Below are 21,807 nucleotides of genomic sequence, written 5' to 3'. Positions count from 1 at the left end.
CTAAGGGGTTAGTCAGAGAATCTGACGAATTTCATCGAGGGTCGCGGAGCCCATGGTGCCGAGATCCAGTTTCGCGGTGTTGTTCACGGTGCTGACGCCATTGACATAGGCGTAGTTCAGCGGCTGTGCCACCAGCTGTGTGCTGCCATTGCTGGCGGCGAGTGCTACAGAATATTTGCCATCCGGCGCGACGCTGCCGTCATCGAGCTTGCCATCCCAGGAGAAGGTGTGTACCCCTGCGGTCAGGCCGCCCAGATCGATGTTACGCACCACGTTGCCGTTGGCATCTTTGATGGTCACGCCGGTGCCGGTTGACGCCGTGCCCAGCTCCACACCAAACGGCGTCGTGGTGCCTTTACCGACCAGCACCTGATCGCCTTTGACCATCACGCCATGCCCAATCAGCGTTGAGCTCTGCAGTGACTGGCTGGTGCTGATCTGGCCGGAAATCGATCCCAGCGTGGTGTTCAGCTTCTCAATCCCGCTCAGGGTGTTGATCTGCGCCAGCTGCGTGGTGAGCTGGCTGTTATCCATCGGATTGGTCGGATCCTGGTTCTGCATCTGCGTCACCAGCATGTTCAGAAACTGGTTCTGCAGCTCCTGTGCGCTGTTACCGGTGCCGGCCGAGCCGGAACTCAGGATCGTCGGGTCGAGATTGTCTTTAATGCCTACGGTTAAGCTCATCGTATCTCTCCGTTACTGCCCGATGGTGAGCGTTTTCATCATCATCGACTTCACTGTGTTCAGGACTTCGACGTTGGCCTGATAGCTGCGCGACGCAGACATGGTGTTGACCGTTTCAGCGACCACATCCACATTGGGCATTTTGACGTAGCCTTTCTGATCGGCCATCGGATTGCCCGGGTCATAGACCAGTTTTGCGGGCGTGGGATCGTTGACCACGCCCGCCACTTTAACGCCGCCGGTGGCCGCGCCCTGGGCGGCATTGGTCTGGAAAATAACCTGCTTCGCCACGTAAGGCTGTCCATCCGGTCCGGTTACGCTGTCGGCGTTGGCCAGGTTACTGGCGCTGACGTTAAGCCGCTGCGACTGCGCGGTCATCGCCGAGCCGGCGATATCAAATATATTCAGCAATGCCATGCTTATTGCCCCTGCAGTACGCTCATCATGCCTTTAATCTGGCTGCTGATGAGGGTGAGATCGGTTTGATACTTCAGGCTGTTATCGGCGAACTGCGTACGCTCGCGATCCATATCGACCGTGTTGCCATCTGCAGCGGGCTGGTCGGGAATGCGATACAGCAGATCCATCGCGGGCTGCGCCTGCGTTTGTGCTTCAATATGGCGCGATGAGGTCACATTCAGCGCCAGACCGCTGCCCTGCGCGCGGCCGTTCTGCATCACTTTGTTCAGCTGGCTGGCAAAGTCGATATCGCGCGCCTGATACCCGGGGGTATCCGCATTAGCGATATTTGACGCCAGAATCTCCTGACGCTGTGCACGCAGGTTTAACGCTTCGGTACCGAATCGCAGTGCGGCATCGAGTTTGTCGAGCATGCTTCCTCCGCGAATGAAAATTTTGAGCTGACAGCTTAATCGGGGGATTGCAAGGGCGATCGTCTGAATAACAGCAAAAACTACGGTTATTTTTACCCTTGATTTTTTTTTGCAGCGGGTAGACTCATCAGCAACTTTCAGTGGGAGGCGTTATGCGCAGAGCATCACAAGGGCTGTTTCTGGCGGTACTGCTGCTGGCGCTGCCAGGCTATGCGGCCGATCTGAACGCGCAGCTGACATCCTATTTTAAAGCGCGCGATCCGCAGCACGCCGCTGGCATGGTGGTTATTGTTCGTACCCCATCCGCACAGTGGCCCGCCTGTGAGACTCCGCAGCTGCAGCTGCCCGGTAACAGCCGTCAGTGGGGTAATCTGAGCATTGCCGCCAGCTGCGGACAAAATCGCCGCTATCTGCAGGTGCAGGTGCAGGTGACCGGTGACTATCTGGTCGCGAATCACCAGCTCACGCGCGGCACTGCCGTCAGCGCGGCTGATTTCAGAACGGAAACGGGCCGGCTCGATACGCTGCCGGCTCGCGCGCTGGTTGACGGCACGCATCTCGCAGAGGCGATTGCCCTGCGGGATATACCGCCCGGGCAGCCGGTTACCGCCTCAATGCTGCGCCAGCCGTGGCGGGTTAAAACCGGTCAGTCGGTGATGGTCACGGCGAGCGGCGACGGCTTTAATGCCAGCAGCGAAGGCCGCGCGCTGAGCAATGCCGGCGTCGCGCAGACGGTGCGGGTACGTATGGGAAATGGTCAGGTGGTAAGCGGTCGCGTCGGCGAGGATGGGAATATTCTGATATCACTCTAAAGCGCTAAAGAACAGAGGTGTTCAGCCGATAGAGATAACAGCTAAAATATAACCCTATGCCGATTCAGTGGGCGCATTCCACTGTACTTACAGGAGCCAAGCCATGAACGTCGACAAAACCGAACCGTCAAAACCGGTCAGCACGGTACAACCCCGTGACGCCAGCGACAACGCAGGCAGAATCCGTCAGAACTCCGCGCCGGCCGCCCCTGCCGCCAGCGAAAAGAGTGCCGAAGTCAGTCTGAGCTCAAGTCAGGCACAGCTGCTGGAGCCCAGCAGTCGCGATATTAATACCGCTCGCGTTGAGCAGTTAAAAACCGCCATCCGCAATGGCGATCTGAAAATGGATACCGGCAAAATTGCGGATGCATTAATTGCCGATACCCGGAAATATTTAGAAGGCTACTGATCCCGATGGATAATCTGCTGACCACCCTGGATAAAATGCAGGATGTACTGGCTTCACTGACTCAGATCATTGAGGAAGAGCAGCAGCAGCTCGCAGCCGGTCAGGTTAACGGCAACCTGCTGCAGCGCATTACTGAAGATAAAGCCGCGCTGCTGACAACCTTAAATTATCTGGATGAGATGCGCCATAATACGGAGAAAACGCTCGGTATAGAGGCGCCCTATCGCGGTCAGCAGGATATCGCCCGGCGCTGGGCCACTATCGCGCGCGTCACGCAGCAGCTGCGCGACGCCAATCAGCATAACGGACTGCTACTGCAGCATCAGGTCGCGTTTACCCGCGATGCGCTGCAGGTGCTGAAGCCGCATCAGACCCAGGCATTTTATGGCCCGGACGGACGCGGACTGGGCCAGGCCACGCTGCGCAGCAAAGGCTGACGCCTTAGCCGCGACCAGGGCAGCCGGGCTGCCCTGGCAATGCACACTCAGGCAACGGTGCGGCGGGCAAAATCGCGCGGCCGGAACCCGAGCGCGCCAAGCACCACAAAATAGGCTCCCCCGCCGACGGCACAGACCGCCGCCAGGCGCACCAGCCGCCAGGCCATCTCGCCCTCTTCCCAGGCAGGCATCACCTGCAGCATCCCCAGCAGCGCGGCGGCCATGACCGCAACCGCGATAAACAGGCGTAATAAGAAACCCATCCAGCCTGGCTGTGGCTGAAAAATATCCTGTTTGCGCAGCTGCCAGTAGAGCAGCGCGGCGTTGAGGCAGGCCGCCAGCCCAATCGACAGCGACAGCCCCGCATGTTTCAGCGGACCGATAAACGCCAGATTCATCAGCTGCGTCATAATCAGCGTCACTATCGCTATCTTCACCGGCGTTTTAATATCCTGCCGCGAGTAGAATCCTGGCGCCAGCACCTTGACCACAATCAGCCCCATCAGGCCGACGGAATAGGCGATCAGCGCGCGCTGCGTCATTGCCGCATCAAACGCGGTAAATTTCCCGTACTGAAACAGCGCCACCGTCAGCGGTCCGGCCAGAATGCCCAGCGCCACCGCGCAGGGCAGAGCCAGCAGAAAACAGAGGCGCAATCCCCAGTCCATCAGCCGCGAATACTCAGCCTGGTTGCCGCTGGAGAAGCTCTTCGCCAGCGACGGCAGCAGAATGGTCCCCAGCGCCACGCCCAGCACGCCAGAGGGAAACTCCATCAGGCGGTCAGCGTAGTACATCCAGGAGACGGAACCTGACACCAGAAAGGAGGCGAAAATGGTATTGATGATAAGGGAAATCTGGCTGACCGATACGCCGAGGATCGCCGGTCCCATCTGGCGCATCACGCGCCAGACGCCGGCATCGCGCAGATTAATGCGCGGCAGCACCAGCATACCAATCTTCTTCAGGTGCGGCAGCTGGTAGCCAAGCTGCAGCACGCCGCCTACCACCACCGCCCACGCCAGCGCCATAATTGGCGGATTAAAGTGCGGTGCGGCAAATAGCGCAAAGCCGAGCATGCTGATATTCAGCAGCGTGGGCGCAAACGCCGGAACCGAAAAGCGATTCCAGGTATTGAGGATCGCCCCCGCCAGCGACGCCAGCGAGATCAGCATAATATAGGGGAACGTCACCCGCAGCAGCGCGCTGGTGAGAGCAAATTTATCGGCGGTATCCGCAAAGCCAGGGGCCGTGATCATAATCACCCAGGGCGCGGCGAGCATGCCCAGTACCGTCACCACAGCCAGCGCCAGCGTCAGCAGGCCTGACACATACGCCACAAAGACCTGCGTCGCCTCTTCACCCTGCTTCGCTTTGTACTCCGCCAGAATCGGGACAAACGCCTGCGAGAACGCGCCCTCGGCAAAAATCCGGCGCAGCAGGTTGGGCAGCTTAAACGCTACAAAAAACGCATCCGTCGCCATCCCGGCGCCAAATACGCGCGCCACAATGGCATCGCGGGCAAAGCCCAGCACGCGGGAAAACAGGGTCATCGAACTGACCGCAGCCAGCGATTTTAGCAAATTCATAATGAAGGGTGCGTCCTGAAAAAGTCGGGAAAAAGCGCCATGCAGCACGGGCATCCGCGATGCCCGGCGTTAGTCTACTGAGGTCGCGGCAAATGACCAGTACCGAGTGTTACAAGGCGTTATTCCCGCTCCACCTCGCGGATCAGTTTTTCTGTCAGACGCTGCGCCACCAGCGCCTGCTCGCCGCTGGTTTCAGGCATAGTCTGATTTTCCACGCAGCGGATAAAGTGATGCGCCGCGCCGGTAAAACCGCGCTGCGTCAGATGGCTTTGCCACGCAGGCGGCACCTCACGCAGCAGCCCGCGGCTGTTCTCCTGCTGCCAGTCGCGCATCTCCTCAATCTGGTAGTAGTCTCCGTCGCAGACCGCGGTGACCACCTCCCGCTGCGTGCCGGCGCGCCGGTGCATGCTGGTCGAGACCTGCAGCCCGCCGGCGCTGAAATGGTGCTCTGCGTAGAGCAGTGCGCCTTCATCTGTGGTCCGGATATGGCCATCACCCGGCTGCAGTTTGCCCCCCGCCAGCCACAGGGCGGTATCCACCACGTGCAGATAATCATCCAGCAGCGTAAAGCGCAGCCCCTGCGGACCCACGCTGTCCATGCGATGCTTTTCAATCCGCAGCGAGGCGGCGCGCGGCATTTCCTGCTTCAGCTGCTGATAGCGCGGGGCAAAGCGCCGGTTAAACGCCACCATGAGTTTGCGCTGCCGTTTTTCCGCCAGCGCGACCAGCGCTTCAGCCTGCTGCAGCGTCTCTGCCAACGGCTTATCCACGCAGACATCTTTGCCCGCCAGCAACAGGGCCTGAACCACTTCAAAATGTGAGGCGGTGCTGCTGTGCACGAACACGGCGTCGCAGGCGGCGGCCAGGGCGTCAAGCCGGTCAAAACAGGGAATACGATAGCGGGCGCATACCGCCTCCGCCTTAACCTGATTGGGTGAAAACGCCCCCACCAGCTGCCAGCTTTCTGCCTGCGAGAGCACCGGCAGCCAGGCTTTCTGCGCAATCCCGCCTAAACCGGCAATACCAATTCGCAGCGTCATCTTAATGCTCCTGTGCCAGCAGCTGAGTCAGCTGCATCTGCAGTTCAGCCACCTGCTGCTCCAGCGCGGCAACCCGATCGCTAAGCTCCGCTTCACCGGCGGCGGGAGACGGCGAGCAGGTCGTCTCCTCTGCGGCCAGCAGGTGCCGGTAGCGGCTTTCGCGGCGGCCCGGCTCACGCGCCATTTTTGCCACCAGCGGTCCCTCCTGCCGGCTCATCAGCCCCTCCAGCGTCTGTTCGGTCTCACTGACATCGCTGAACTCATACAGCCTGCCGCTGCGGGTACGCAGCTCGCCTGGCGTTTGCGCCCCGCGCAGCAGCAGCAGGGTCATCACCGCGACTTCGGCGGCGCTGAGCTGCAGCTGACCAAACGCAGAGTTACAGAAGCGCTGCGCATATTTGCTGACTCGCTGGCTGGCGCCGCTGCTGGCGGTGACCAGGTGCTTTTTAACCAGCTCATCCAGCTGCGCCTGCACCTCCTCTTCGCTGAGCGTCATAACCGGCTCGCGGTTCGATTTCTGATTACAGGCGGCTACCACACCGTTCAGCGACAGAGGGTAATATTCAGGCGTAGCGATCTGCTTTTCCAGCAGCGCACCCAGCACGCGTAGCGCCTGGGAAGAGAGCGCGATTTTCATGGATCCGTTTCCTTTTAAAATTGAGTGCGCTTATCCGGCGTCCACGCGTGCCAGGTCAGCGCCGTCAGTACGTGATCCTGCCAGCAGCCATCAATAAGCAGATAGTTTTTTGCATAGCCTTCCTGCTCGAAGCCGAGCCGTGCCAGCAGATCGCCGCTGCGCTGATTGTGCGGCATATAGTTAGCCATAATACGGTGCATGCGCTGCTGTCGCTGCATATAGCGAATAGCCGACTGCAGCGCTTCAAACATCATGCCCTGCCCCTGCCACTTTTCGCCCAGCGAATAGCCGAGATAGCAGGCGTGAAAGGAGCCACGCAGCACGTTGCTGAAATTTGCCACGCCGCGGATCTCATGTTCATCGGGGTCCATCAGCACAAAATAGAAAGCTGAGCCCTGCTTATGCAGATCGCCAATCAGGCCGAGCCGCGCCTGCCAGCCGGAGGGATAGCAGTGGCTGTCATCGCGCACCGGCTCCCACGGTTTGAGGAACGCGCGGTTTTCTGCGTAATAGTCTGCCAGCCGCCAGGCGTCGCGTTCATGCACCAGACGCACCACCAGACGATCGGTCGTAAGCCGCACGCGCGGGCCTGCAGAGCGATAGCCAAACATCGAATCTCCTGAAATCCTTAGCGAAAGAGAGCGGAACGCCGCTGGCGTTTTCTTCACTATAACCGCCCCACAGGCTGCGACACAACGTTGCTGAACAGGGGCAGGGTTTGCCCCTTCCACGGTTCTCTTCCATACTTCCGGCAGGATCGGAAAAAGGGTGAATCCCTCACCCGGAAAACCACAGGAGAAACGGGATGAAACTTTACATCTACGATCACTGCCCCTTCTGCGTCAAAGCGCGCATGATTTTTGGCTTAAAGAATCTGCCAGTAGAACTGGTGGTTATGCTCAATGATGACGAGGCGACGCCGGTAAAATTAATCGGCCAGAAAATGGCGCCGGTATTGCAAAAAGCGGACGGCAGCGCCATGCCGGAGAGCATGGATATTGTGCATTGGGTAGACAAACAGGATGGCGAACCGCTGCTGACCGGCAGAACCAATCCCGCTATCGCCGACTGGCTGCGCCACGTCAACGGCTATATCAATAAGCTTTTAATCCCGCGTATCGCCGATGCTGCTTTTGCCGAATTTGCCACCCCGGAAGCGCGACGCTATTTTCACGATAAAAAAGAGGCGAGCCTCGGTGATTTCACCGAGCTGCGTAAACATGCGCCTGGCCTGATCAAGAAGATCAGTGACGATCTGCGCCAGCTGGATCGGCTGATTGTGAAGCCTAACGCCGTTAACGGCGAGCTGTCCGAGGATGATATCAACCTCTTCCCGCTGCTGCGCTCACTGACGCTGGTGTCCGGCATCGACTGGCCAAGCCGCGTCACCGATTACCGCGATAACATGGCGAAACAGACGCAGGTTAATCTGCTCTCTTCTATCGCCGCCTGAATGTTAAACCGGGAGGAACCCGTTCGCGGGTTTCTCATCTTATCTGATGACACCTTGCGCCGATTCAGGCAGGCTTAGCGCTGTTTGCCACACCGGAACGAGGATGCAATGAAAAAGAAATTTTATGGGATCGCGGCGCTGTTCGGCATGCTGCTGCTCAGCGGCTGTAATCAGTTGACGCAATACACCATCACGGAACAGGAAGTGAACCAGGCGCTGCAAAAGCGCAACAATTTTGAAAAAGAGATCGGCGTATCCGGCCTTATCAATGCGCATATCGTACTCAGCGATCTCAGCAGTGAAATCGGACGTGAAGAACCTGACCGCGTCACCCTCTCCGGTAAAGCGAAAATTGATGTCACCTCACTGTTTGGTCCGCAGCAGGCTGAGATGCTGCTGAAAATGAAGGCACAGCCGGTTTATAACGCGCAGGAAGGCGCTATCTATCTGCACAACCTGTCGATTGTTGATGCGCAGGTCGTACCGGAAAAAATGGCGTCGATTGTGAAAACGCTGACCCCCTATCTCAATCAGTCCCTGCAGCACTATTTCAATGAACGGCCCGCCTACCTGCTGAGCGCTGACCGCAGTAAAGGCGAAGCGCTGGCGAAAAAGCTGGCGAAAGGACTGGAAGTCAAACCGGGTCAGCTGGTGATCCCTTTCACCGACTGATACCGTCCCGTGCGGCCAGCGTTTATCTGGCCGCACGGGTCATTGCTTTCCGGCGATAAAAAGCCGTGCAAACGGTTGCCTGCCCGCTTAAGATATCGCCCCGGCCTGAATGCGCCATTCTGTTTTCACTTAAGCCGGAGCCTGACCATGACCTCTCAACCTCAGCACATCACCATTCGCCGCCCTGATGACTGGCATATCCACCTGCGCGACGGCGTGATGCTTGAAAGCGTACTGCCCTATACCAGCGCCGTGAATGGCCGGGCGATTGTCATGCCAAATCTGGTGCCGCCGGTCACCAGCGTGGCGGCGGCCCGTGAGTATCGCGCGCGCATTCTTGCCGCCCTGCCCGCTGCGCACAATTTTACGCCGCTGATGACCTGCTATCTGACCGATTCACTCGAACCCGATGAGATTGAAGCGGGGTTTCGCGCGGGCGTATTCACCGCTGCCAAGCTCTATCCGGCACACGCTACCACTAACTCAAGCCACGGCGTAACAAACACCTCGGCGATTGCTGCGGTGCTGGATCGCATGCAGCAGATTGGTATGCCGATGCTGGTGCATGGTGAAGTCACTGATTCCCACATTGATATTTTTGATCGCGAAGCGCGCTTTATTGAGACCGTACTGCATCCGCTGCGCCAGCAGTTTCCCGGCCTGAAAGTAGTCATGGAGCACATCACCACAAAAGAGGCCGCTGACTATGTGGCTGAGGGCAACGCGCTGCTGGGCGCAACCATTACGCCGCAGCATCTGATGTTTAACCGTAACCATATGCTGGTGGGCGGGATCCGTCCTCATCTTTATTGCCTGCCTGTTCTGAAGCGCAACACACATCAGCAGGCGCTGCGTCAGCTGGTAGCCAGCGGCCATCCGCGCGTTTTCCTTGGCACCGATACTGCGCCCCACCTGCGGCATGCCAAAGAAGCAAGCTGCGGCTGTGCGGGCGTCTTCAACGCGCCGACCTCTCTGCCTGCCTACCTTACCGTGTTTGAAGAGCTTAACGCCCTGCAGCACTTTGAAGCGTTCTGCTCAGAAAACGGTCCGAATTTTTACGGCCTGCCGCTTAACGAGGGAACGCTGACGCTGGTCCGCGAACCCTGGCAGGTGGCTGAAAGCGTCACCGCAGGCGACGATACGCTGGTGCCATTTCTTGCCGGCGAAACGCTGAACTGGCGCATTAAAGAATAAGCGATAACTGCTTGCCTTCGGCATTGATATACTGTACAAATAACCAGTATATTAAACCGGAGGCGTCTATGCGTATTGATATTACCGTAGCGAAAAACCGCCCGCTGCCCGCAGGTGCACTCGATGCGCTTAGCGCGGAGCTTTCCCGTCGTATTGCACACGATTTTCCTGAAGGCGAGCACCACGTTAATGTGCGCTATGCCACCGGGAATCAGCTGAGCGTGACCGGCGGCTGTAAAACTTCACGCGACCGCATTACCGATCTCCTGCAGGAAACCTGGGAAAGCGCCGACGACTGGTTTACTCACGATTAACCGCCAATGTGCCGTTTTTGCCGGGTTTCGCCCCGGCTTTTTTTGTTTCATTTCCCCTCGCCAGAAAAACAGCCGCCATCTAGACTCAGGTTTATCGATCCCCTATTCTTGCCTCGCCATGCTTACAGGAGGTGTTTGACAGATGATCACAGATAAACCCGAAGAGGCGATGACCTTTGGTGAACTGCTGGCGCTCATTGCCGAGCAGCAGCGCCGTTTAACCGTCCTTGAAACTGCCTTTACCAGTCTGACGCTTTCGCTCGATGCGCCCGCAGTCCAGCTGCTTGCCCATAACCTGACGCAGGAAGCGCAGAACCAGCAGCACGATGCCTCGCTGCAGCAGCAATTTTTCCGCCTGGCGAAGACGCTCCGGCAGCGCACAGATCCGCTCTCTGCTGAAGCGCAGCCCTGATATTCCGCGACTGAGTCCGGCATGTTCCGCTGAAGTTTCTGTCGCTTTCGCCGATAAAACAGGTAATGTTGCCGGGCTGGTTACGTCTGTAGCAGGAAACCAGCCCGTCATCTTCCGGCGCTTTTACAGCATTTTCTGGTGCATTTCGCAGTCATATAGCCGCATTTCATTACTATTGACCTGTCTGACCGCTATTTCATGTTATAATTAGCTCGCTAGTGCATGTAGCAGCCGCATTGAACCTCAAGAAGCACTTCGTTTAACGAGTAATAAGGAGGTTATAATGGACAGTAATAAAGACGTCATCCAGACTCATCCCCTGATTGGATGGGACATCAGCACCGTTGACAGCTATGACGCCATGATGATACGCCTGCACTCGCTCTCCTCGCAGGATCAAAAAGAAGAAGAAGCTGACGTCGGTTTGACCTACTGGTTAACCACTGACGTTGCCAGACAGTTTATCTCCATACTGGAAGCTGGCATTGCTAAAATAGAATCTACTGAGCAAAACCTGCGCGATAGTCGCAAGCACTGATCGTTCCTGTTGCGCGAAAAAGGCACCCATCGGGTGCCTTTTTCATATCGCTCCCGCTTTTGGTATGCTGTTGAAAAATTTCGCCGTTTTGCAGGAGTGTTCGTGTCATGGTTTACGATCTGATTATCGTGGGCAGTGGGTCAGTCGGGGCCGCTGCGGGTTTCTACGCTACGCAGGCTGGCTTATCGGTGCTAATGATCGACAGCGCGCATCCCCCGCATCAGCAGGGAACACATCACGGCGAGACCCGCCTGATTCGCCACGCCTATGGTGAAGGAGAGCGTTATGTGCCGCTGGTACTGCGCGCCCAGTCACTGTGGGATGCGCTGGAGCAGCAGAGCGGCGAGCGTATCATGCATCGCAGCGGCATTCTCAACCTGGCACCCGCTCATTCGCCATTCATTGAGAACGTTATTCACAGTGCGAAAACCTGGCAGCTGGATGTCCAGCTACTGCAGGCGGATGAGGTGCGACAGCGCTGGCCGCAGTTTACCGTGCCGGATGGCTACATCGGCGTCTTTGAGCCGAAGTCGGGCTATCTGAAATGTGAAGAGGCGGTGCGCAGCTGGATAAAACTGGCTGAACAGGCTGGCTGTGCACAGCTGTTTAATTGCCCGGTCAGCGATATCGGTCGCGACGGCGAGCTGCAGCAGGTCACCACGCTGGATGGGATCTATCGTGCGCGCAAGCTGCTGGTCAGCGCCGGTACCTGGGTCAGCGAGCTAATAGCCGATCTGCCGGTTACGCCAGTGCGTAAAGTGTTTGCCTGGTATCAGGCTGACGGCCGCTACAGTGAAAACAATCACTTTCCCGGTTTTACCGTAGAGACGCCAGACGGCAGTCACTTTTACGGGTTTCCGGCAGATAATAACGCCCTTAAAGTGGGCCGGCACGATGGTGGTCAGGTCATGCAGACCCCGCAGGATCGCAAACCTTTTGGTGCTGTGGCCTCAGATGGCAGCGAAGCTTTTCGCTTTTTGCGGCAATTCCTGCCCGGCGTCGGCGTCTGTTTACACGGCGAGGCGTGCAGCTATGACAATACCCCTGATGAAGATTTTATTATCGATACCCTGCCGGATGAAGCCAACCGCTTAATCATTACCGGCCTTAGCGGTCACGGTTTTAAATTTGCCAGCGTTCTGGGCGAGCTTGCCAGCGAATTTGCTCAGGATAAACCTTTCAGTTTCGATCTTACGCCCTTTTCTTTACGGCGCTTTTCCTGATACTCAGGCTGGCAGCACCGCAGCTGCCAGCCCTCCCATTTACATTTGTTTACGCCCGACACTCAATAATGCCTCATCCTGTGTAGTAATTATATTTATTACCTTAAAATGCCCTGCTTTCAGTCAATATTACTGAAGCAGTAGCGCGCCGCTATTTTAAAATTTTGACAACGATCCGCTTTTTTATAGAAAAGTAAGGCTCATTGCTTTTAGTTAATGAATTAAGGATGCTTGCAGCACTTATTTCATGGACAGGAATAAAGGCTATGTGGCGCAACACTGCAGATCGATTCGGCCTGCTCTCAATTATTATCCACTGGAGCATGGCGGTTGCCCTCTATGCGATGTTTGCCCTGGGATTATGGATGACAGGCCTGGGCTATTATGACAGCTGGTATCATACTGCACCGGACATTCATAAAAGCGTCGGGACAATACTGTTTATTCTGCTGTTGCTGCGCCTGCTCTGGCGCTGGCACTCCCCTGTACCCGCCCCGCTCGCCAGCTATTCTGCCACGGTGCGCCGTACCGCCCGGGGTGTGCATGCCCTGCTTTATCTGCTTTTCCTCCTGCTGCTCGTTAGCGGCTATCTGATTTCTACTGCTGACGGTAAACCGGTCTCTGTATTTGGCTGGTTTAACCTGCCGGTAGTCGTTGCTGGCGGACCACAGCAGGCGGACCTGGCAGGCACGCTGCATTTGTGGCTGGCCTGGAGCCTGGTTCTGCTTTCAGCGCTGCATGCGCTGGGGGCGGTTAAACATCATATTATCGATCGGGACGCGACGCTCAGGCGCATGCTCGGTTTACGCTCACGTTCACTCTCTCAAAAGGATGTATCATGATCAGAAAAACGCTTCTGGCCGTCAGTGCCGCCGCGCTGTTTGCCACCAGCCTTAATGCCAGCGCCGCAGAGTATAAAATTGATAAAGAGGGGCAGCACGCATTTGTACAGTTTCGTATTCAGCACCTCGGCTATAGCTGGTTATATGGCACATTCAAAGATTTTGACGGCGGATTCACCTTTGACGATGCTAATCCGGCAGCCGATAAAGTGAATGTCACCATTAATACCGGAAGTCTGGATACTAATCATGCTGAGCGCGACAAACACCTGCGCAGCGCAGATTTCCTTAATACCAGCAAATATCCTCAGGCAACGTTTACCTCAACAGAGGTTAAAAAAGAGGGAGAGCGTTATAAAGTCACCGGCAATCTGACGCTGAACGGCGTAACAAAACCCATTACGCTGGATGCGCGCCTGATGGGTGAAGGTAAAGATCCGTGGGGCGGTTACCGGGCAGGTTTTGAAGCCAGCGGCGAGGTCGTTCTGAAAGAGTTTAATATCAGCAAGGATCTGGGCCCTGCCTCTCAAAAGGCTGAGCTGATTATCTCTGTAGAGGGAGTACGTCAGTAAGCGGCAAGCCGCCTGAGATCACTTCCTCAGGCGGCACCCGTCATTATGACTTATCGGGCGCGGGAATGGTCATCGTCATATTCAGCAGACCACGCGATTTGTTAAACACCTTATTGCCGTTTTCGCGTCCGGCACGACGTGCGCGCTGCTCTTCAGGCGACAGTTTTGCCTCTTCCATGCAGATTGGGCTGCAGCAGTTCTGATATTTTTCAGCGCAGGCGGGACACTGAATAAACAGCAGATGGCAACCGTCATTAACACAGTTAGTATGGCTGTCGCATGGCGTACCGCACTGATGGCAGCTGGAGAGAATATCATCAGAAATACGCTCGCCCATACGCTCATCAAAGACAAAATTTTTGCCTTTGAAACGCACCGGTAATCCCTGCTCGCGCGCGCGGCGCGTATATTCAATAATGCCGCCTTCAATGTGATAAACATCATCAAAGCCGTTATGCTTCATCCAGGCGCTCGCTTTTTCGCAGCGAATACCGCCGGTGCAGTACATCACAATTTTTTTATCTTTCTTATCCTGCAGCATATCGACTGCCATGGGCAGCTGATCGCGGAAGGTATCCGCAGGCACTTCCAGCGCATTATCAAAATGGCCCACTTCAAACTCATAGTGGTTACGCATGTCGACAAATACGGCATCAGGATCGTCCAGCATCGCATTAACGTCTGCTGCCTTCAGGTAGCTGCCCACATCGCTGGCGTCAAAACTGCCATCGTCGATGCCATCGGCAACAATACGGTCGCGCACTTTCAGGCGCAGCACCCAGAATGATTTACCGTCATCGTCCAGCGCAATATTCATGCGCAGATTATTCAGCGCCGGATCAAAAGCGTACAACATCGCTTTCATCGCTTCATATTTCCCGGCCGGCACGCTGATCTGCGCGTTAATCCCTTCCCGGGCCACATAGACACGACCAAATACGCTAAGCTGCGTCAGCGCAATATAGAGGCGATCGCGGAACGCTTTGGGATCGGCAATCTGGAAATATTTATAAAAAGAGACTGTCGTACGCGGCTCTGTTTCCGCCAGCATGCGATCTTTCAGCTCTTTATTGGAAACGAGGTTATGTAACACTGGCATGGTGAACACCTGTTAGCAATGAGAGAATTTCAGGGCGCACATGATACCTGAATTCACAGCTGTGCCTAGCCCCCGAACCGAATTGGTGGTGATATACGCGTGCCGATTTTCTGCGCTGTTCGTCTGTTAATGCGGCAAACACCAGCCTGACGGGTGTTGTGAACGCGGTGTGATTACAGTTAACGACAAAAAATGGCATAATTGCGTTAAATAACAGAAACCGGACTCTCTGGTACAGAACGCAGGATACTGATTCTTCCATGACCCAACTTCCGCAATTTACCCGTGAACTGCTTCATCCGCGCTACTGGCTCACCTGGCTGGGCATTGGATTTTTATACGTGCTGGTTTTACTTCCCTACCCGCTTCTGTATGCATTTGGTTGCGGCCTGGGGCGTATTGCCATGCGTTTTATGAAGCGCCGCACAGAGGTTGCGCGACGCAATCTGGAGCTCTGCTTTCCTGATATGCCCGTCAGCGACCGCGAGGCGATGGTTAAACACAACTTTGAATCAGTCGGAATGGGACTGATTGAAACCGGCATGGCCTGGTTCTGGCCCGACTGGCGTATCCGTAAATGGGTTAAGCCGGAAGGACTGGAGAATGTGAGTCAGGCGCTGGCAGAAAAGCGCGGAATTCTGCTGATCGGTATGCATTTTCTGACGCTTGAGCTGGGCGCTCGCGTTTTCGGCATGTACAACCCGGGTATTGGTGTGTATCGCCCGAACGATAACAGACTGCTCGACTGGCTGCAGACCTGGGGCCGGATGCGCTCAAATAAAAGTATGCTGGATCGCAAAGATCTCAAAGGCATGATCCGGGCACTGAAGAGTAATGACATCATCTGGTACGCGCCGGATCACGACTACGGCCCGCGCAGCAGCGTGTTTGCCCCTTTCTTTGCCGTTAAGGAAGCAGCCACCACAACCGGAACCCATATGCTGATTCGGCTGGCTAATCCCAGCGTGGTGCCTTTCCTGGCACGTCGTCTGCCGGACGGACGCGGCTACGAGCTGAAACTGATGCCGGATATTCGCCATCAGTTCTCACTGGAGAGTGAGCTTGATACGGCAACGGTGATGAACCGCGTTGTTGAAGAGACGGTGTTACTCGCGCCTGAGCAATATATGTGGCTGCACCGCCGCTTTAAAACCCGTCCGGAAGGCCAGCCGTCGCGCTACTGATGCAGCACAGCGTTCAGGCTATCAGCGATATCTGATAGCCTGAACCGCACCTGATATGTCCATCAGATCCAGCATTATTTCTGGTTTCGTCTGAAAATCATTAGCTCCGGTAACAGGTTATGTTACCGGATTTGCCTGCACAGGCGCTCTGCAGCAGGCAATCAGCCGTCTGACACCGGCTTTCTGGGCCACACTTATCAATTAAAAGAGTGCAATCTGGTCCTGATCATCTATAATTCCAGGCCTAATCCTATTTATTTTTTTCAAAATCGTTTGACTTACTTATCAATGCAGAAAAATTGACTTATTTTACAATGCGTTGTCGATAAAAAAGGCTGCTTATTCCATATTGTCATTTTAAAAATTTTTTTAATTACTTTATTACACTGGTTCACTCTGCTGATTCCGGTTAATTTCAGTTGCAACAGTTAACCAATTAACTGTTCTCAGAAAAAATAAAAAAGATTACACACAGCAAATCTCATGCAGGACAAAATAATATGAACAAAGGTCATTATTATTACGTTACGATCGGTACCGATCAGGAAGGCTATCACCTGCTGCATCGTAAAGAGTGCAAACGGATGCCGCTTAAAGAAGATATGGTGTTTATTGGCACCCTCTATAACCTGAATCAGGCGCTGGCCACCGCGCGTATTAACTTCAAAAAAGTAAAGCCGTGTATCAAATGCTGTATTCGCTACTCTGCACCGGTAATGCGCGAAACTGTCCGTCCGGTTCTGCACTTTCCGCAAAAAATGCTCTGATGCGTATGGGCGGGTGATTTTTTCCTCACCCGCCCGTACTGCTCGCCTGCCCGCCTGCGTTCTGCAAATTTTCGTCTATCCTTCTGTAAAATCCCCTTTTTACAGTCAAGGAGTCATCAATGGATCTGTTCAGCACCTTAGAAGAAGCAATTGAAGCCGCACGTGAAGATTTTATGACCAGCCAGCAGGGCGTATCCGAAGAGGATGTCAACGTCAGCCAGTTTGGCCTGCAAAAATATGTCATGCAGGATGGCGACATCATGTGGCAGGCGGAGTTCTTTGCCAGTGAAGATGAACAGGGTGATTGCCTGCCGCTGCTTAGCGGTGAGGCGGCGCAGGCGGTATTTGACGGCGATTTCGACGAAATTGAGATGCGTCAGGAGTGGCAGTCTGAAAATACCCTGCACGAATGGGATGATGGCGAATTTCAGCTGGCGCCACAGCGCGATCTTGAAGAGGGTGAAGTGGCTGCTGAAGAGTGGGAAGATGACAACACGGATTCAGATAATCTGGCGTAATCTCACTCATAAGGCCCATGCTGCGCGTCAACCGGCAGCAGCAGCGTGTCCACTATCAGCGACAGCGGCAGATCGAGGATAGTGACGATGCGCCACGGGCCGTCGCGCACATCCCACTGCACGCCGGGATAATAGTGGTTACCGTGCCCCTGTCCGGGCACGGTACGGCTGATAATGCTGCCGCACCCGCTCAGCATCAGCACACTGCCTGCCAGTATGACCGCCAGAACGCTTTTCACATCGCTTATCCTCACTGATTGACCTGCTACTATACCTGCCCTGCCCGGCTTTAGCAGCGGCAATAAAAAAGCGGCATCGCTGCCGCTTTTACTGTTTTACTGCTGCTCAGGCACGCGGTGGCAGTGCCTGCGGATTCAACGTCAGCTTCTGATAGCTCTCCAGCCACTGATGATACTTATCCGCGTTTTCCCACAGCCGGGTATGCACGCGCGCCAGAACCACAGGATCGCTGATTAGCTGCAGACGCTGTTCGCGATTCAGTTTTTCCGGTGCATCGCTCAGCGCCTGATCGACATGCCGGTCACGGGCGTGATCCAGCAGCGTGCTCTGTTTATGACGCGACGTAGCCAGTGCGGTTGCCAGCGCATTGAACGCCGGGTTAAACAGCGCATGCATAAAGCCATGCTTCAGCGCCCGCTCGCGGTTGATCTGCAGATAGTGATCTGTATCAACCAGCTCTTTTGGCGGCTCATACTCTTCCGGGATCAGGAACAGTTTCGCCCGCCGGCTTTTCAGACCCACGGTCGCGCGGCTCGACATCACCGATACAAACGGCGACAGGATCAGCGAGAAGACAATAGGTGCCAGCCACCACAGGAAGTTGAGGTCCAGCACGCCCATGCCCACGGCCCAGACGATACCAAGTAGCATCTGCGAACCGTGACGGCGGAACGCTTCGCTCCACGGAGTGGCATCATCATCACGCTGCGGTGAATTCCAGACCACCTCCCAGCCGAGGAAGGCGCTGACCACAAACACGGTGTGGAACAGCATGCGCACCGGCGCCAGCAGCACCGAGAACAGCATCTCCAGCATCAGCGAGATGAACAGACGCAGCGCGCCGCCATAAGCCTTAGCCCCTTTGCACCAAATCAGCACCACGCTCAGCAGCTTCGGCAGGAACAGCAGCACCAGCGTGGTGGAAAAGAGCGCAATAGCCAGATCGGGACGCCATTGCGGCCAGACCGGGAAGAGCTGACGCGGCTGCAGGAAGTAGGTCGGCTCCATCAGGGTATGGACCACCTGCAACGCCGTAGAAAGCGCAAGGAACATAAACCAGAGCGGCGCCGAGAGATAGGACATAACGCCGGTCAGGAAGACGGCACGGTGCACCGGATGCATCCCTTTTACCAGGAACAGGCGGAAGTTCATCAGGTTACCGTGACACCAGCGACGGTCGCGCTTTAGCTCATCCAGCAGGTTAGGCGGCAGCTCCTCATAAGAACCCGGCAAATCGTACGCGATCCAGACGCCCCAGCCGGCGCGGCGCATCAGCGCAGCTTCAACAAAGTCGTGCGAAAGAATTGAACCGGCAAATGAGCCTTCACCCGGCAGCGGCGCCAGCGCACAGTGCTCAATAAAGGGCTGTACGCGAATAATGGCGTTATGTCCCCAGTAGTGCGACTCGCCCAGCTGCCAGAAGTGCAGCCCTGCGGTAAACAGCGGCCCGTAAACGCGGGTGGCAAACTGCTGGCAGCGCGCATAGAGCGTATCCATACCGGAGGCTTTTGGCGAAGACTGGATAATCCCGGCATTCGGGTTCGCTTCCATCATACGTACCAGACCGGTCAGGCACTCACCGCTCATCACGCTGTCAGCGTCCAGCACCACCATGTAGCTGTAGTTGCTGCCCCAGCGGCGACAGAAGTCATCGATGTTACCGCTTTTGCGCTTCACGCGGCGACGGCGGCGACGGTAAAAAATCTTGCCCGCTCCGCCCACGTCGCGTACCAGCTCCATCCACGCTTTTTGCTCGGCAATCGCGATATCTGCATCGTAGCTGTCGCTGAGAATGTAGACATCAAAATGCTCAGCATTCCCGGTGCGCTTTACCGACTCCCAGGTAGCGCGCAGTCCGGCAAAAACACGCTCCACATCTTCGTTACAGATGGGCATGATCAGCGCGGTGCGGTGCTCCGGGTTCAGCGGCTCATCACCCGTGGTTGAGTAAGAGATACTGTATTTATCGCGTCCAATCAGCAGCTGCAGGAACCCCATCAGCGCCGTCCAGAAGCCCGCCGATACCCAGCAGAACAGAATAGCGAACAGGAACAGAATGCCGGTCTGCAGAATATAAGGCAGGATCAGCTTCACCGACTCGATCCAGTTCTGCTGAAACAGCCCGACAGGATCGAGCAGCGTCCAGCCCTGATAAGGCAGAATGGTTTTCATATACCAGGTCGCGACCACGGTCTGCGCGATGGTCAGAATCAGCAGCGTATAGCGGCGCATTGAACCGACATGACGCCACTTATCCTCCGCGCGCTGCTCCTCTGCCGTTGCATAACGCGGTTGCACTTTTTGCCCGCGCAGCGAGTTCCAGGCGCGCGCCAGCGGATTGGTACGCCAGGCTTCCGGGAACATCAGCGAGCGTTTAACCGGCGGCATCGCTTTTAACGTCGTGCGATCGAGATAATCTTTACTGAACTGCTGGCCATCCGCTACCGCATCCGGCCATGTCATCGCTATGCGTGATGAGACAGATTTCAGCGGCGCATCGTCAGGCCGATCGCTGGCTGCGTTATCCTGCCCCAGCACCGTATGAATGGCGTGGAAGGCGGGCGCATTTTGCAGCGATGTGCTGAGCCGCGCGCGACCTGCCGCATCAAGCGGCAGCGCCTCCACATAAGATTGAGGTAAAAAAGTCGATTTATTCATTGGCAGGTAACTGATAGCTCCAGGTTTCCGTCAATGTCTTGTCACCGCTTACCAGCGCGGCGCGCATTTCGGTTGATTGCTTGCTGTCTTTCACGCGCAGACGCAGCACCAGACGCCAGCCTTTGGTCACCGGATTGTAGCGTACGCTCTGCTCAACCACTTCGGCGTTATCGCCAACGCTAACCTGCGGTGCTACCTGCGTATCCTCCGGCAGCATGCTCATCGCTTTACCGGTGAAGTCGAGGGTAAAGGCGACAGAACCATCAGGCTGGCGGACCAGATTAGACTGTTTCACATCACCCGCAGAACGCAGGGTATCTTTGACCCAGGCAACATCATCCTGATGCAGCTGATTCTCATCGCGGGTGAAGTGCAGACGATAGTTGAAATTCATCTCTTTGCCCGCGTCAGGCAGTTTTTCCGGCGTCCAGAAGGCGACGATGTTGTCATTGGTCTCATCCGCAGTCGGGATCTCAACCAGCTCAACGCGCCCTTTACCCCAGTCACCCTGCGGCTCAACCCAGGCGCTTGGACGCATATCATAGCGATCGTCAAGATCCTGATAGTGGCTGAAGTCGCGTCCGCGCTGCAGCAGACCAAAACCTTTCGGGTTTTCAATCGTAAAAGTGCTGACCGCCAGATGGCGTGGATTGTTCAGCGGGCGCCAGATCCATTCACCGTTACCGGCGTGGATCGAGAGGCCGTTGGAGTCGTGCAGCTCCTGACGGAAGTTGCTGACCGGCGAAGGCTGATTAGCACCAAACAGGAACATACTGGTCAGCGGTGCCACGCCCAGTTTACCCACGTTATCACGCAGATAAACTTTAGACTGCACATCCACCACCGAGGCTTTGCCTGGCTTCAGCACAAAGCGGTAGGCTCCCGCAGCGCGAGGTGAATCAAGCAGCGCGTAAATAACCAGCTGCTTCGCCTGAGGTTTCGGGCGCTCGATCCAGAACTCTTTAAAGCGCGGGAACTCTTCACCAGAGGGCAGCGCGGTGTCAATTGCCAGACCTCGTGCGGAAAGACCATAGACCTGGTCTTCCCCGATTACGCGGAAGTAGCTGGCACCAAGGAAGCTGCTGATCTCATCCTGCTTTCCTTTGTTATTCAGCGGATAGAGTACTTTGAATCCGGCAAAGCCGAGATTTTTTACCGCATCAGCGTCATGTTTGACGTTGCCGAAATTGAAATAAGCCGGATCGTATTTAATTTCACGCACCGATGAGGCGGTGACTTCGTTAATCTTCACCGGCGTGTCGAAGTACATCCCCTGATGGTAAAACTCGAGCTTAAACGGCGTGCGCAGCTTGCCCCAGTATGCCTTGTCGTGGTTAAACTGGATCTGCTGATAATCCGCAAATTTCATTTCACGAAATTGAGAGGGTAAATTACTTTTTGGCGCTTCAAAACCTTTACCTGCCAGGGCCTTAGCCTGTTTTGCCACATCATCAATGTTAAACGCCCAGCTATTATTTGCGTACAGCGCCAGCAGTACTGCTGCGCTGGTCCAGCGCATCTTCACCAGCCCGCTATTATTTTTCACTTTATTTAGCACATCCCCCCCTTTCGTGTGCTCAGATCAAACCCACTCATCTTAATGGATTATTCGGTTTTCCGACAGCTTATGTAAAACATTGTTCCGCGCAGCGCCAAGCCTCCAGAGCACTTTTCGGAATATTA

General features: G+C 55.7%; 26 protein-coding genes. 15 read left to right on the top strand and 11 right to left on the bottom strand.

All coding sequences use genetic code 11. The features are described from left to right. Positions 1-12 precede the first annotated feature (12 nt). The 3 genes from flgD to flgB are packed head-to-tail and all read right to left on the bottom strand — an operon-like array spanning position 13 to position 1,517. Entirely contained in the window at positions 13-684 is a 672-nt protein-coding gene (gene flgD, locus F3J39_RS02885; RefSeq protein WP_071668728.1) for a flagellar hook assembly protein FlgD, read from the bottom strand. A 12-nt stretch (positions 685-696) separates the two neighbouring features. After that, on the bottom strand, positions 697-1,101 hold the full coding sequence (gene flgC, locus F3J39_RS02880; protein WP_039383794.1) for a flagellar basal body rod protein FlgC: 405 nt from the start codon (positions 1,099-1,101) through the stop codon (positions 697-699). 2 nt (positions 1,102-1,103) lie between these two features. Further along, positions 1,104-1,517, bottom strand: a complete 414-nt coding sequence (gene flgB / locus F3J39_RS02875; RefSeq protein ID WP_039383791.1) for a flagellar basal body rod protein FlgB — start codon at positions 1,515-1,517, stop codon at positions 1,104-1,106. 152 nt (positions 1,518-1,669) lie between these two features. Between flgB and flgA the strand changes: the two genes are divergently transcribed. From flgA to flgN, 3 genes are all read left to right on the top strand, one after another. After that, positions 1,670-2,329 (top strand): flagellar basal body P-ring formation chaperone FlgA, encoded by a 660-nt coding sequence (gene flgA / locus F3J39_RS02870; RefSeq protein ID WP_039383788.1) that lies wholly within the window; start codon positions 1,670-1,672, stop codon positions 2,327-2,329. 103 nt (positions 2,330-2,432) lie between these two features. Further along, positions 2,433-2,738 (top strand): flagellar biosynthesis anti-sigma factor FlgM, encoded by a 306-nt coding sequence (flgM, locus tag F3J39_RS02865; protein WP_039383785.1) that lies wholly within the window; start codon positions 2,433-2,435, stop codon positions 2,736-2,738. 5 nt (positions 2,739-2,743) lie between these two features. Continuing rightward, positions 2,744-3,175 carry a flagellar export chaperone FlgN gene (gene flgN, locus F3J39_RS02860; protein WP_039383782.1) on the top strand — a complete coding sequence of 144 codons (432 nt, stop codon included), beginning with the start codon at positions 2,744-2,746 and terminating at the stop codon, positions 3,173-3,175. A 47-nt stretch (positions 3,176-3,222) separates the two neighbouring features. Here flgN and murJ read toward each other — a convergent pair whose 3' ends face one another. From murJ to rimJ, 4 genes are all read right to left on the bottom strand, one after another. Then, entirely contained in the window at positions 3,223-4,761 is a 1,539-nt protein-coding gene (murJ, locus tag F3J39_RS02855) for a murein biosynthesis integral membrane protein MurJ (protein ID WP_039385797.1), read from the bottom strand. A 119-nt stretch (positions 4,762-4,880) separates the two neighbouring features. Then, positions 4,881-5,801, bottom strand: a complete 921-nt coding sequence (locus F3J39_RS02850; protein WP_094111369.1) for a Gfo/Idh/MocA family oxidoreductase — start codon at positions 5,799-5,801, stop codon at positions 4,881-4,883. Between the two features lies 1 nt (position 5,802). Then, positions 5,803-6,438: a DUF480 domain-containing protein gene (locus tag F3J39_RS02845; RefSeq protein WP_094111368.1), complete on the bottom strand. Its 636-nt coding sequence runs from the start codon at positions 6,436-6,438 to the stop codon at positions 5,803-5,805. 14 nt (positions 6,439-6,452) lie between these two features. Continuing rightward, positions 6,453-7,049 (bottom strand): ribosomal protein S5-alanine N-acetyltransferase, encoded by a 597-nt coding sequence (gene rimJ / locus F3J39_RS02840; protein WP_039383776.1) that lies wholly within the window; start codon positions 7,047-7,049, stop codon positions 6,453-6,455. 194 nt (positions 7,050-7,243) lie between these two features. On the opposite strand from rimJ, the gene grxB reads away from it, so the two are divergent. The 9 genes from grxB (at position 7,244) to F3J39_RS02795 (ending at position 13,658) form a co-directional block, all read left to right on the top strand. After that, on the top strand, positions 7,244-7,891 hold the full coding sequence (gene grxB / locus F3J39_RS02835) for a glutaredoxin 2 (protein WP_039383774.1): 648 nt from the start codon (positions 7,244-7,246) through the stop codon (positions 7,889-7,891). Between the two features lie 108 nt (positions 7,892-7,999). After that, a complete protein-coding gene (locus F3J39_RS02830) occupies positions 8,000-8,563 on the top strand; it encodes a lipoprotein (protein WP_039383772.1) in 564 nt (187 codons plus the stop codon). A 147-nt stretch (positions 8,564-8,710) separates the two neighbouring features. Then, on the top strand, positions 8,711-9,757 hold the full coding sequence (gene pyrC, locus F3J39_RS02825) for a dihydroorotase (RefSeq protein WP_039383769.1): 1,047 nt from the start codon (positions 8,711-8,713) through the stop codon (positions 9,755-9,757). A 68-nt stretch (positions 9,758-9,825) separates the two neighbouring features. Then, entirely contained in the window at positions 9,826-10,071 is a 246-nt protein-coding gene (gene dinI / locus F3J39_RS02820) for a DNA damage-inducible protein I (RefSeq protein WP_039383767.1), read from the top strand. 142 nt (positions 10,072-10,213) lie between these two features. Further along, on the top strand, positions 10,214-10,483 hold the full coding sequence (locus F3J39_RS02815) for a hypothetical protein (RefSeq protein WP_094111367.1): 270 nt from the start codon (positions 10,214-10,216) through the stop codon (positions 10,481-10,483). 283 nt (positions 10,484-10,766) lie between these two features. Next, positions 10,767-11,021, top strand: coding sequence for a biofilm formation regulator BssS (gene bssS / locus F3J39_RS02810; RefSeq protein WP_039383762.1), 255 nt, complete (start codon positions 10,767-10,769; stop codon positions 11,019-11,021). A gap of 107 nt (positions 11,022-11,128) precedes the next feature. Next, positions 11,129-12,244: an N-methyl-L-tryptophan oxidase gene (gene solA, locus F3J39_RS02805; protein WP_145339144.1), complete on the top strand. Its 1,116-nt coding sequence runs from the start codon at positions 11,129-11,131 to the stop codon at positions 12,242-12,244. 266 nt (positions 12,245-12,510) lie between these two features. Then, complete coding sequence (locus F3J39_RS02800; RefSeq protein WP_071668724.1) at positions 12,511-13,086, top strand: cytochrome b; 576 nt, start codon at positions 12,511-12,513, stop codon at positions 13,084-13,086. Next, complete coding sequence (locus F3J39_RS02795; protein WP_039383760.1) at positions 13,083-13,658, top strand: YceI family protein; 576 nt, start codon at positions 13,083-13,085, stop codon at positions 13,656-13,658. Before F3J39_RS02800 ends, F3J39_RS02795 begins: the two co-directional genes overlap by 4 nt. Positions 13,659-13,701: 43 nt before the next feature. Here the strand turns inward: F3J39_RS02795 and F3J39_RS02790 are convergent, their stop codons facing one another. Then, positions 13,702-14,757: a rhodanese-related sulfurtransferase gene (locus F3J39_RS02790; RefSeq protein WP_039383757.1), complete on the bottom strand. Its 1,056-nt coding sequence runs from the start codon at positions 14,755-14,757 to the stop codon at positions 13,702-13,704. Positions 14,758-15,017: 260 nt separating this feature from the next. Between F3J39_RS02790 and F3J39_RS02785 the strand changes: the two genes are divergently transcribed. The 3 genes from F3J39_RS02785 (at position 15,018) to F3J39_RS02775 (ending at position 17,226) form a co-directional block, all read left to right on the top strand. After that, a complete protein-coding gene (locus F3J39_RS02785) occupies positions 15,018-15,941 on the top strand; it encodes a Kdo(2)-lipid IV(A) acyltransferase (protein WP_145339145.1) in 924 nt (307 codons plus the stop codon). 500 nt (positions 15,942-16,441) lie between these two features. After that, positions 16,442-16,708, top strand: a complete 267-nt coding sequence (locus tag F3J39_RS02780; RefSeq protein ID WP_065649626.1) for a hypothetical protein — start codon at positions 16,442-16,444, stop codon at positions 16,706-16,708. A gap of 119 nt (positions 16,709-16,827) precedes the next feature. Further along, complete coding sequence (locus F3J39_RS02775) at positions 16,828-17,226, top strand: MysB family protein (RefSeq protein WP_166713815.1); 399 nt, start codon at positions 16,828-16,830, stop codon at positions 17,224-17,226. Between the two features lie 2 nt (positions 17,227-17,228). Here F3J39_RS02775 and F3J39_RS02770 read toward each other — a convergent pair whose 3' ends face one another. The 3 genes from F3J39_RS02770 to F3J39_RS02760 all read right to left on the bottom strand — a co-directional run bounded on the left by F3J39_RS02770 (position 17,229) and on the right by F3J39_RS02760 (position 21,652). Continuing rightward, a complete protein-coding gene (locus F3J39_RS02770) occupies positions 17,229-17,465 on the bottom strand; it encodes a YceK/YidQ family lipoprotein (protein ID WP_039383751.1) in 237 nt (78 codons plus the stop codon). A 106-nt stretch (positions 17,466-17,571) separates the two neighbouring features. Next, the gene (gene mdoH / locus F3J39_RS02765; RefSeq protein ID WP_039383749.1) at positions 17,572-20,124 is read right to left on the bottom strand and encodes a glucans biosynthesis glucosyltransferase MdoH; all 2,553 of its coding nucleotides are present in this window, start codon (positions 20,122-20,124) and stop codon (positions 17,572-17,574) included. Continuing rightward, a complete protein-coding gene (locus tag F3J39_RS02760; protein ID WP_175540467.1) occupies positions 20,117-21,652 on the bottom strand; it encodes a glucan biosynthesis protein G in 1,536 nt (511 codons plus the stop codon). Before F3J39_RS02760 ends, mdoH begins: the two co-directional genes overlap by 8 nt. Positions 21,653-21,807 lie beyond the last annotated feature (155 nt).

This window comes from Pantoea sp. Acro-807, assembly GCF_011752675.1.
GTDB lineage: Bacteria > Pseudomonadota > Gammaproteobacteria > Enterobacterales > Enterobacteriaceae > Pantoea > Pantoea eucrina.
Note: the sequence above shows the minus strand (reverse complement) of the source record. Positions and strands in the feature narration are given on the sequence as shown.

Coding starts and splice junctions, on each gene's coding strand:
- flgD (WP_071668728.1), bottom strand. CDS start 684: ATGAGCTTAACCGTAGGCATTAAAGACAATCTCGACCCGACGATCCTG.
- flgC (WP_039383794.1), bottom strand. CDS start 1,101: ATGGCATTGCTGAATATATTTGATATCGCCGGCTCGGCGATGACCGCG.
- flgB (WP_039383791.1), bottom strand. CDS start 1,517: ATGCTCGACAAACTCGATGCCGCACTGCGATTCGGTACCGAAGCGTTA.
- flgA (WP_039383788.1), top strand. CDS start 1,670: ATGCGCAGAGCATCACAAGGGCTGTTTCTGGCGGTACTGCTGCTGGCG.
- flgM (WP_039383785.1), top strand. CDS start 2,433: ATGAACGTCGACAAAACCGAACCGTCAAAACCGGTCAGCACGGTACAA.
- flgN (WP_039383782.1), top strand. CDS start 2,744: ATGGATAATCTGCTGACCACCCTGGATAAAATGCAGGATGTACTGGCT.
- murJ (WP_039385797.1), bottom strand. CDS start 4,761: ATGAATTTGCTAAAATCGCTGGCTGCGGTCAGTTCGATGACCCTGTTT.
- F3J39_RS02850 (WP_094111369.1), bottom strand. CDS start 5,801: ATGACGCTGCGAATTGGTATTGCCGGTTTAGGCGGGATTGCGCAGAAA.
- F3J39_RS02845 (WP_094111368.1), bottom strand. CDS start 6,438: ATGAAAATCGCGCTCTCTTCCCAGGCGCTACGCGTGCTGGGTGCGCTG.
- rimJ (WP_039383776.1), bottom strand. CDS start 7,049: ATGTTTGGCTATCGCTCTGCAGGCCCGCGCGTGCGGCTTACGACCGAT.
- grxB (WP_039383774.1), top strand. CDS start 7,244: ATGAAACTTTACATCTACGATCACTGCCCCTTCTGCGTCAAAGCGCGC.
- F3J39_RS02830 (WP_039383772.1), top strand. CDS start 8,000: ATGAAAAAGAAATTTTATGGGATCGCGGCGCTGTTCGGCATGCTGCTG.
- pyrC (WP_039383769.1), top strand. CDS start 8,711: ATGACCTCTCAACCTCAGCACATCACCATTCGCCGCCCTGATGACTGG.
- dinI (WP_039383767.1), top strand. CDS start 9,826: ATGCGTATTGATATTACCGTAGCGAAAAACCGCCCGCTGCCCGCAGGT.
- F3J39_RS02815 (WP_094111367.1), top strand. CDS start 10,214: ATGATCACAGATAAACCCGAAGAGGCGATGACCTTTGGTGAACTGCTG.
- bssS (WP_039383762.1), top strand. CDS start 10,767: ATGGACAGTAATAAAGACGTCATCCAGACTCATCCCCTGATTGGATGG.
- solA (WP_145339144.1), top strand. CDS start 11,129: ATGGTTTACGATCTGATTATCGTGGGCAGTGGGTCAGTCGGGGCCGCT.
- F3J39_RS02800 (WP_071668724.1), top strand. CDS start 12,511: ATGTGGCGCAACACTGCAGATCGATTCGGCCTGCTCTCAATTATTATC.
- F3J39_RS02795 (WP_039383760.1), top strand. CDS start 13,083: ATGATCAGAAAAACGCTTCTGGCCGTCAGTGCCGCCGCGCTGTTTGCC.
- F3J39_RS02790 (WP_039383757.1), bottom strand. CDS start 14,757: ATGCCAGTGTTACATAACCTCGTTTCCAATAAAGAGCTGAAAGATCGC.
- F3J39_RS02785 (WP_145339145.1), top strand. CDS start 15,018: ATGACCCAACTTCCGCAATTTACCCGTGAACTGCTTCATCCGCGCTAC.
- F3J39_RS02780 (WP_065649626.1), top strand. CDS start 16,442: ATGAACAAAGGTCATTATTATTACGTTACGATCGGTACCGATCAGGAA.
- F3J39_RS02775 (WP_166713815.1), top strand. CDS start 16,828: ATGGATCTGTTCAGCACCTTAGAAGAAGCAATTGAAGCCGCACGTGAA.
- mdoH (WP_039383749.1), bottom strand. CDS start 20,124: ATGAATAAATCGACTTTTTTACCTCAATCTTATGTGGAGGCGCTGCCG.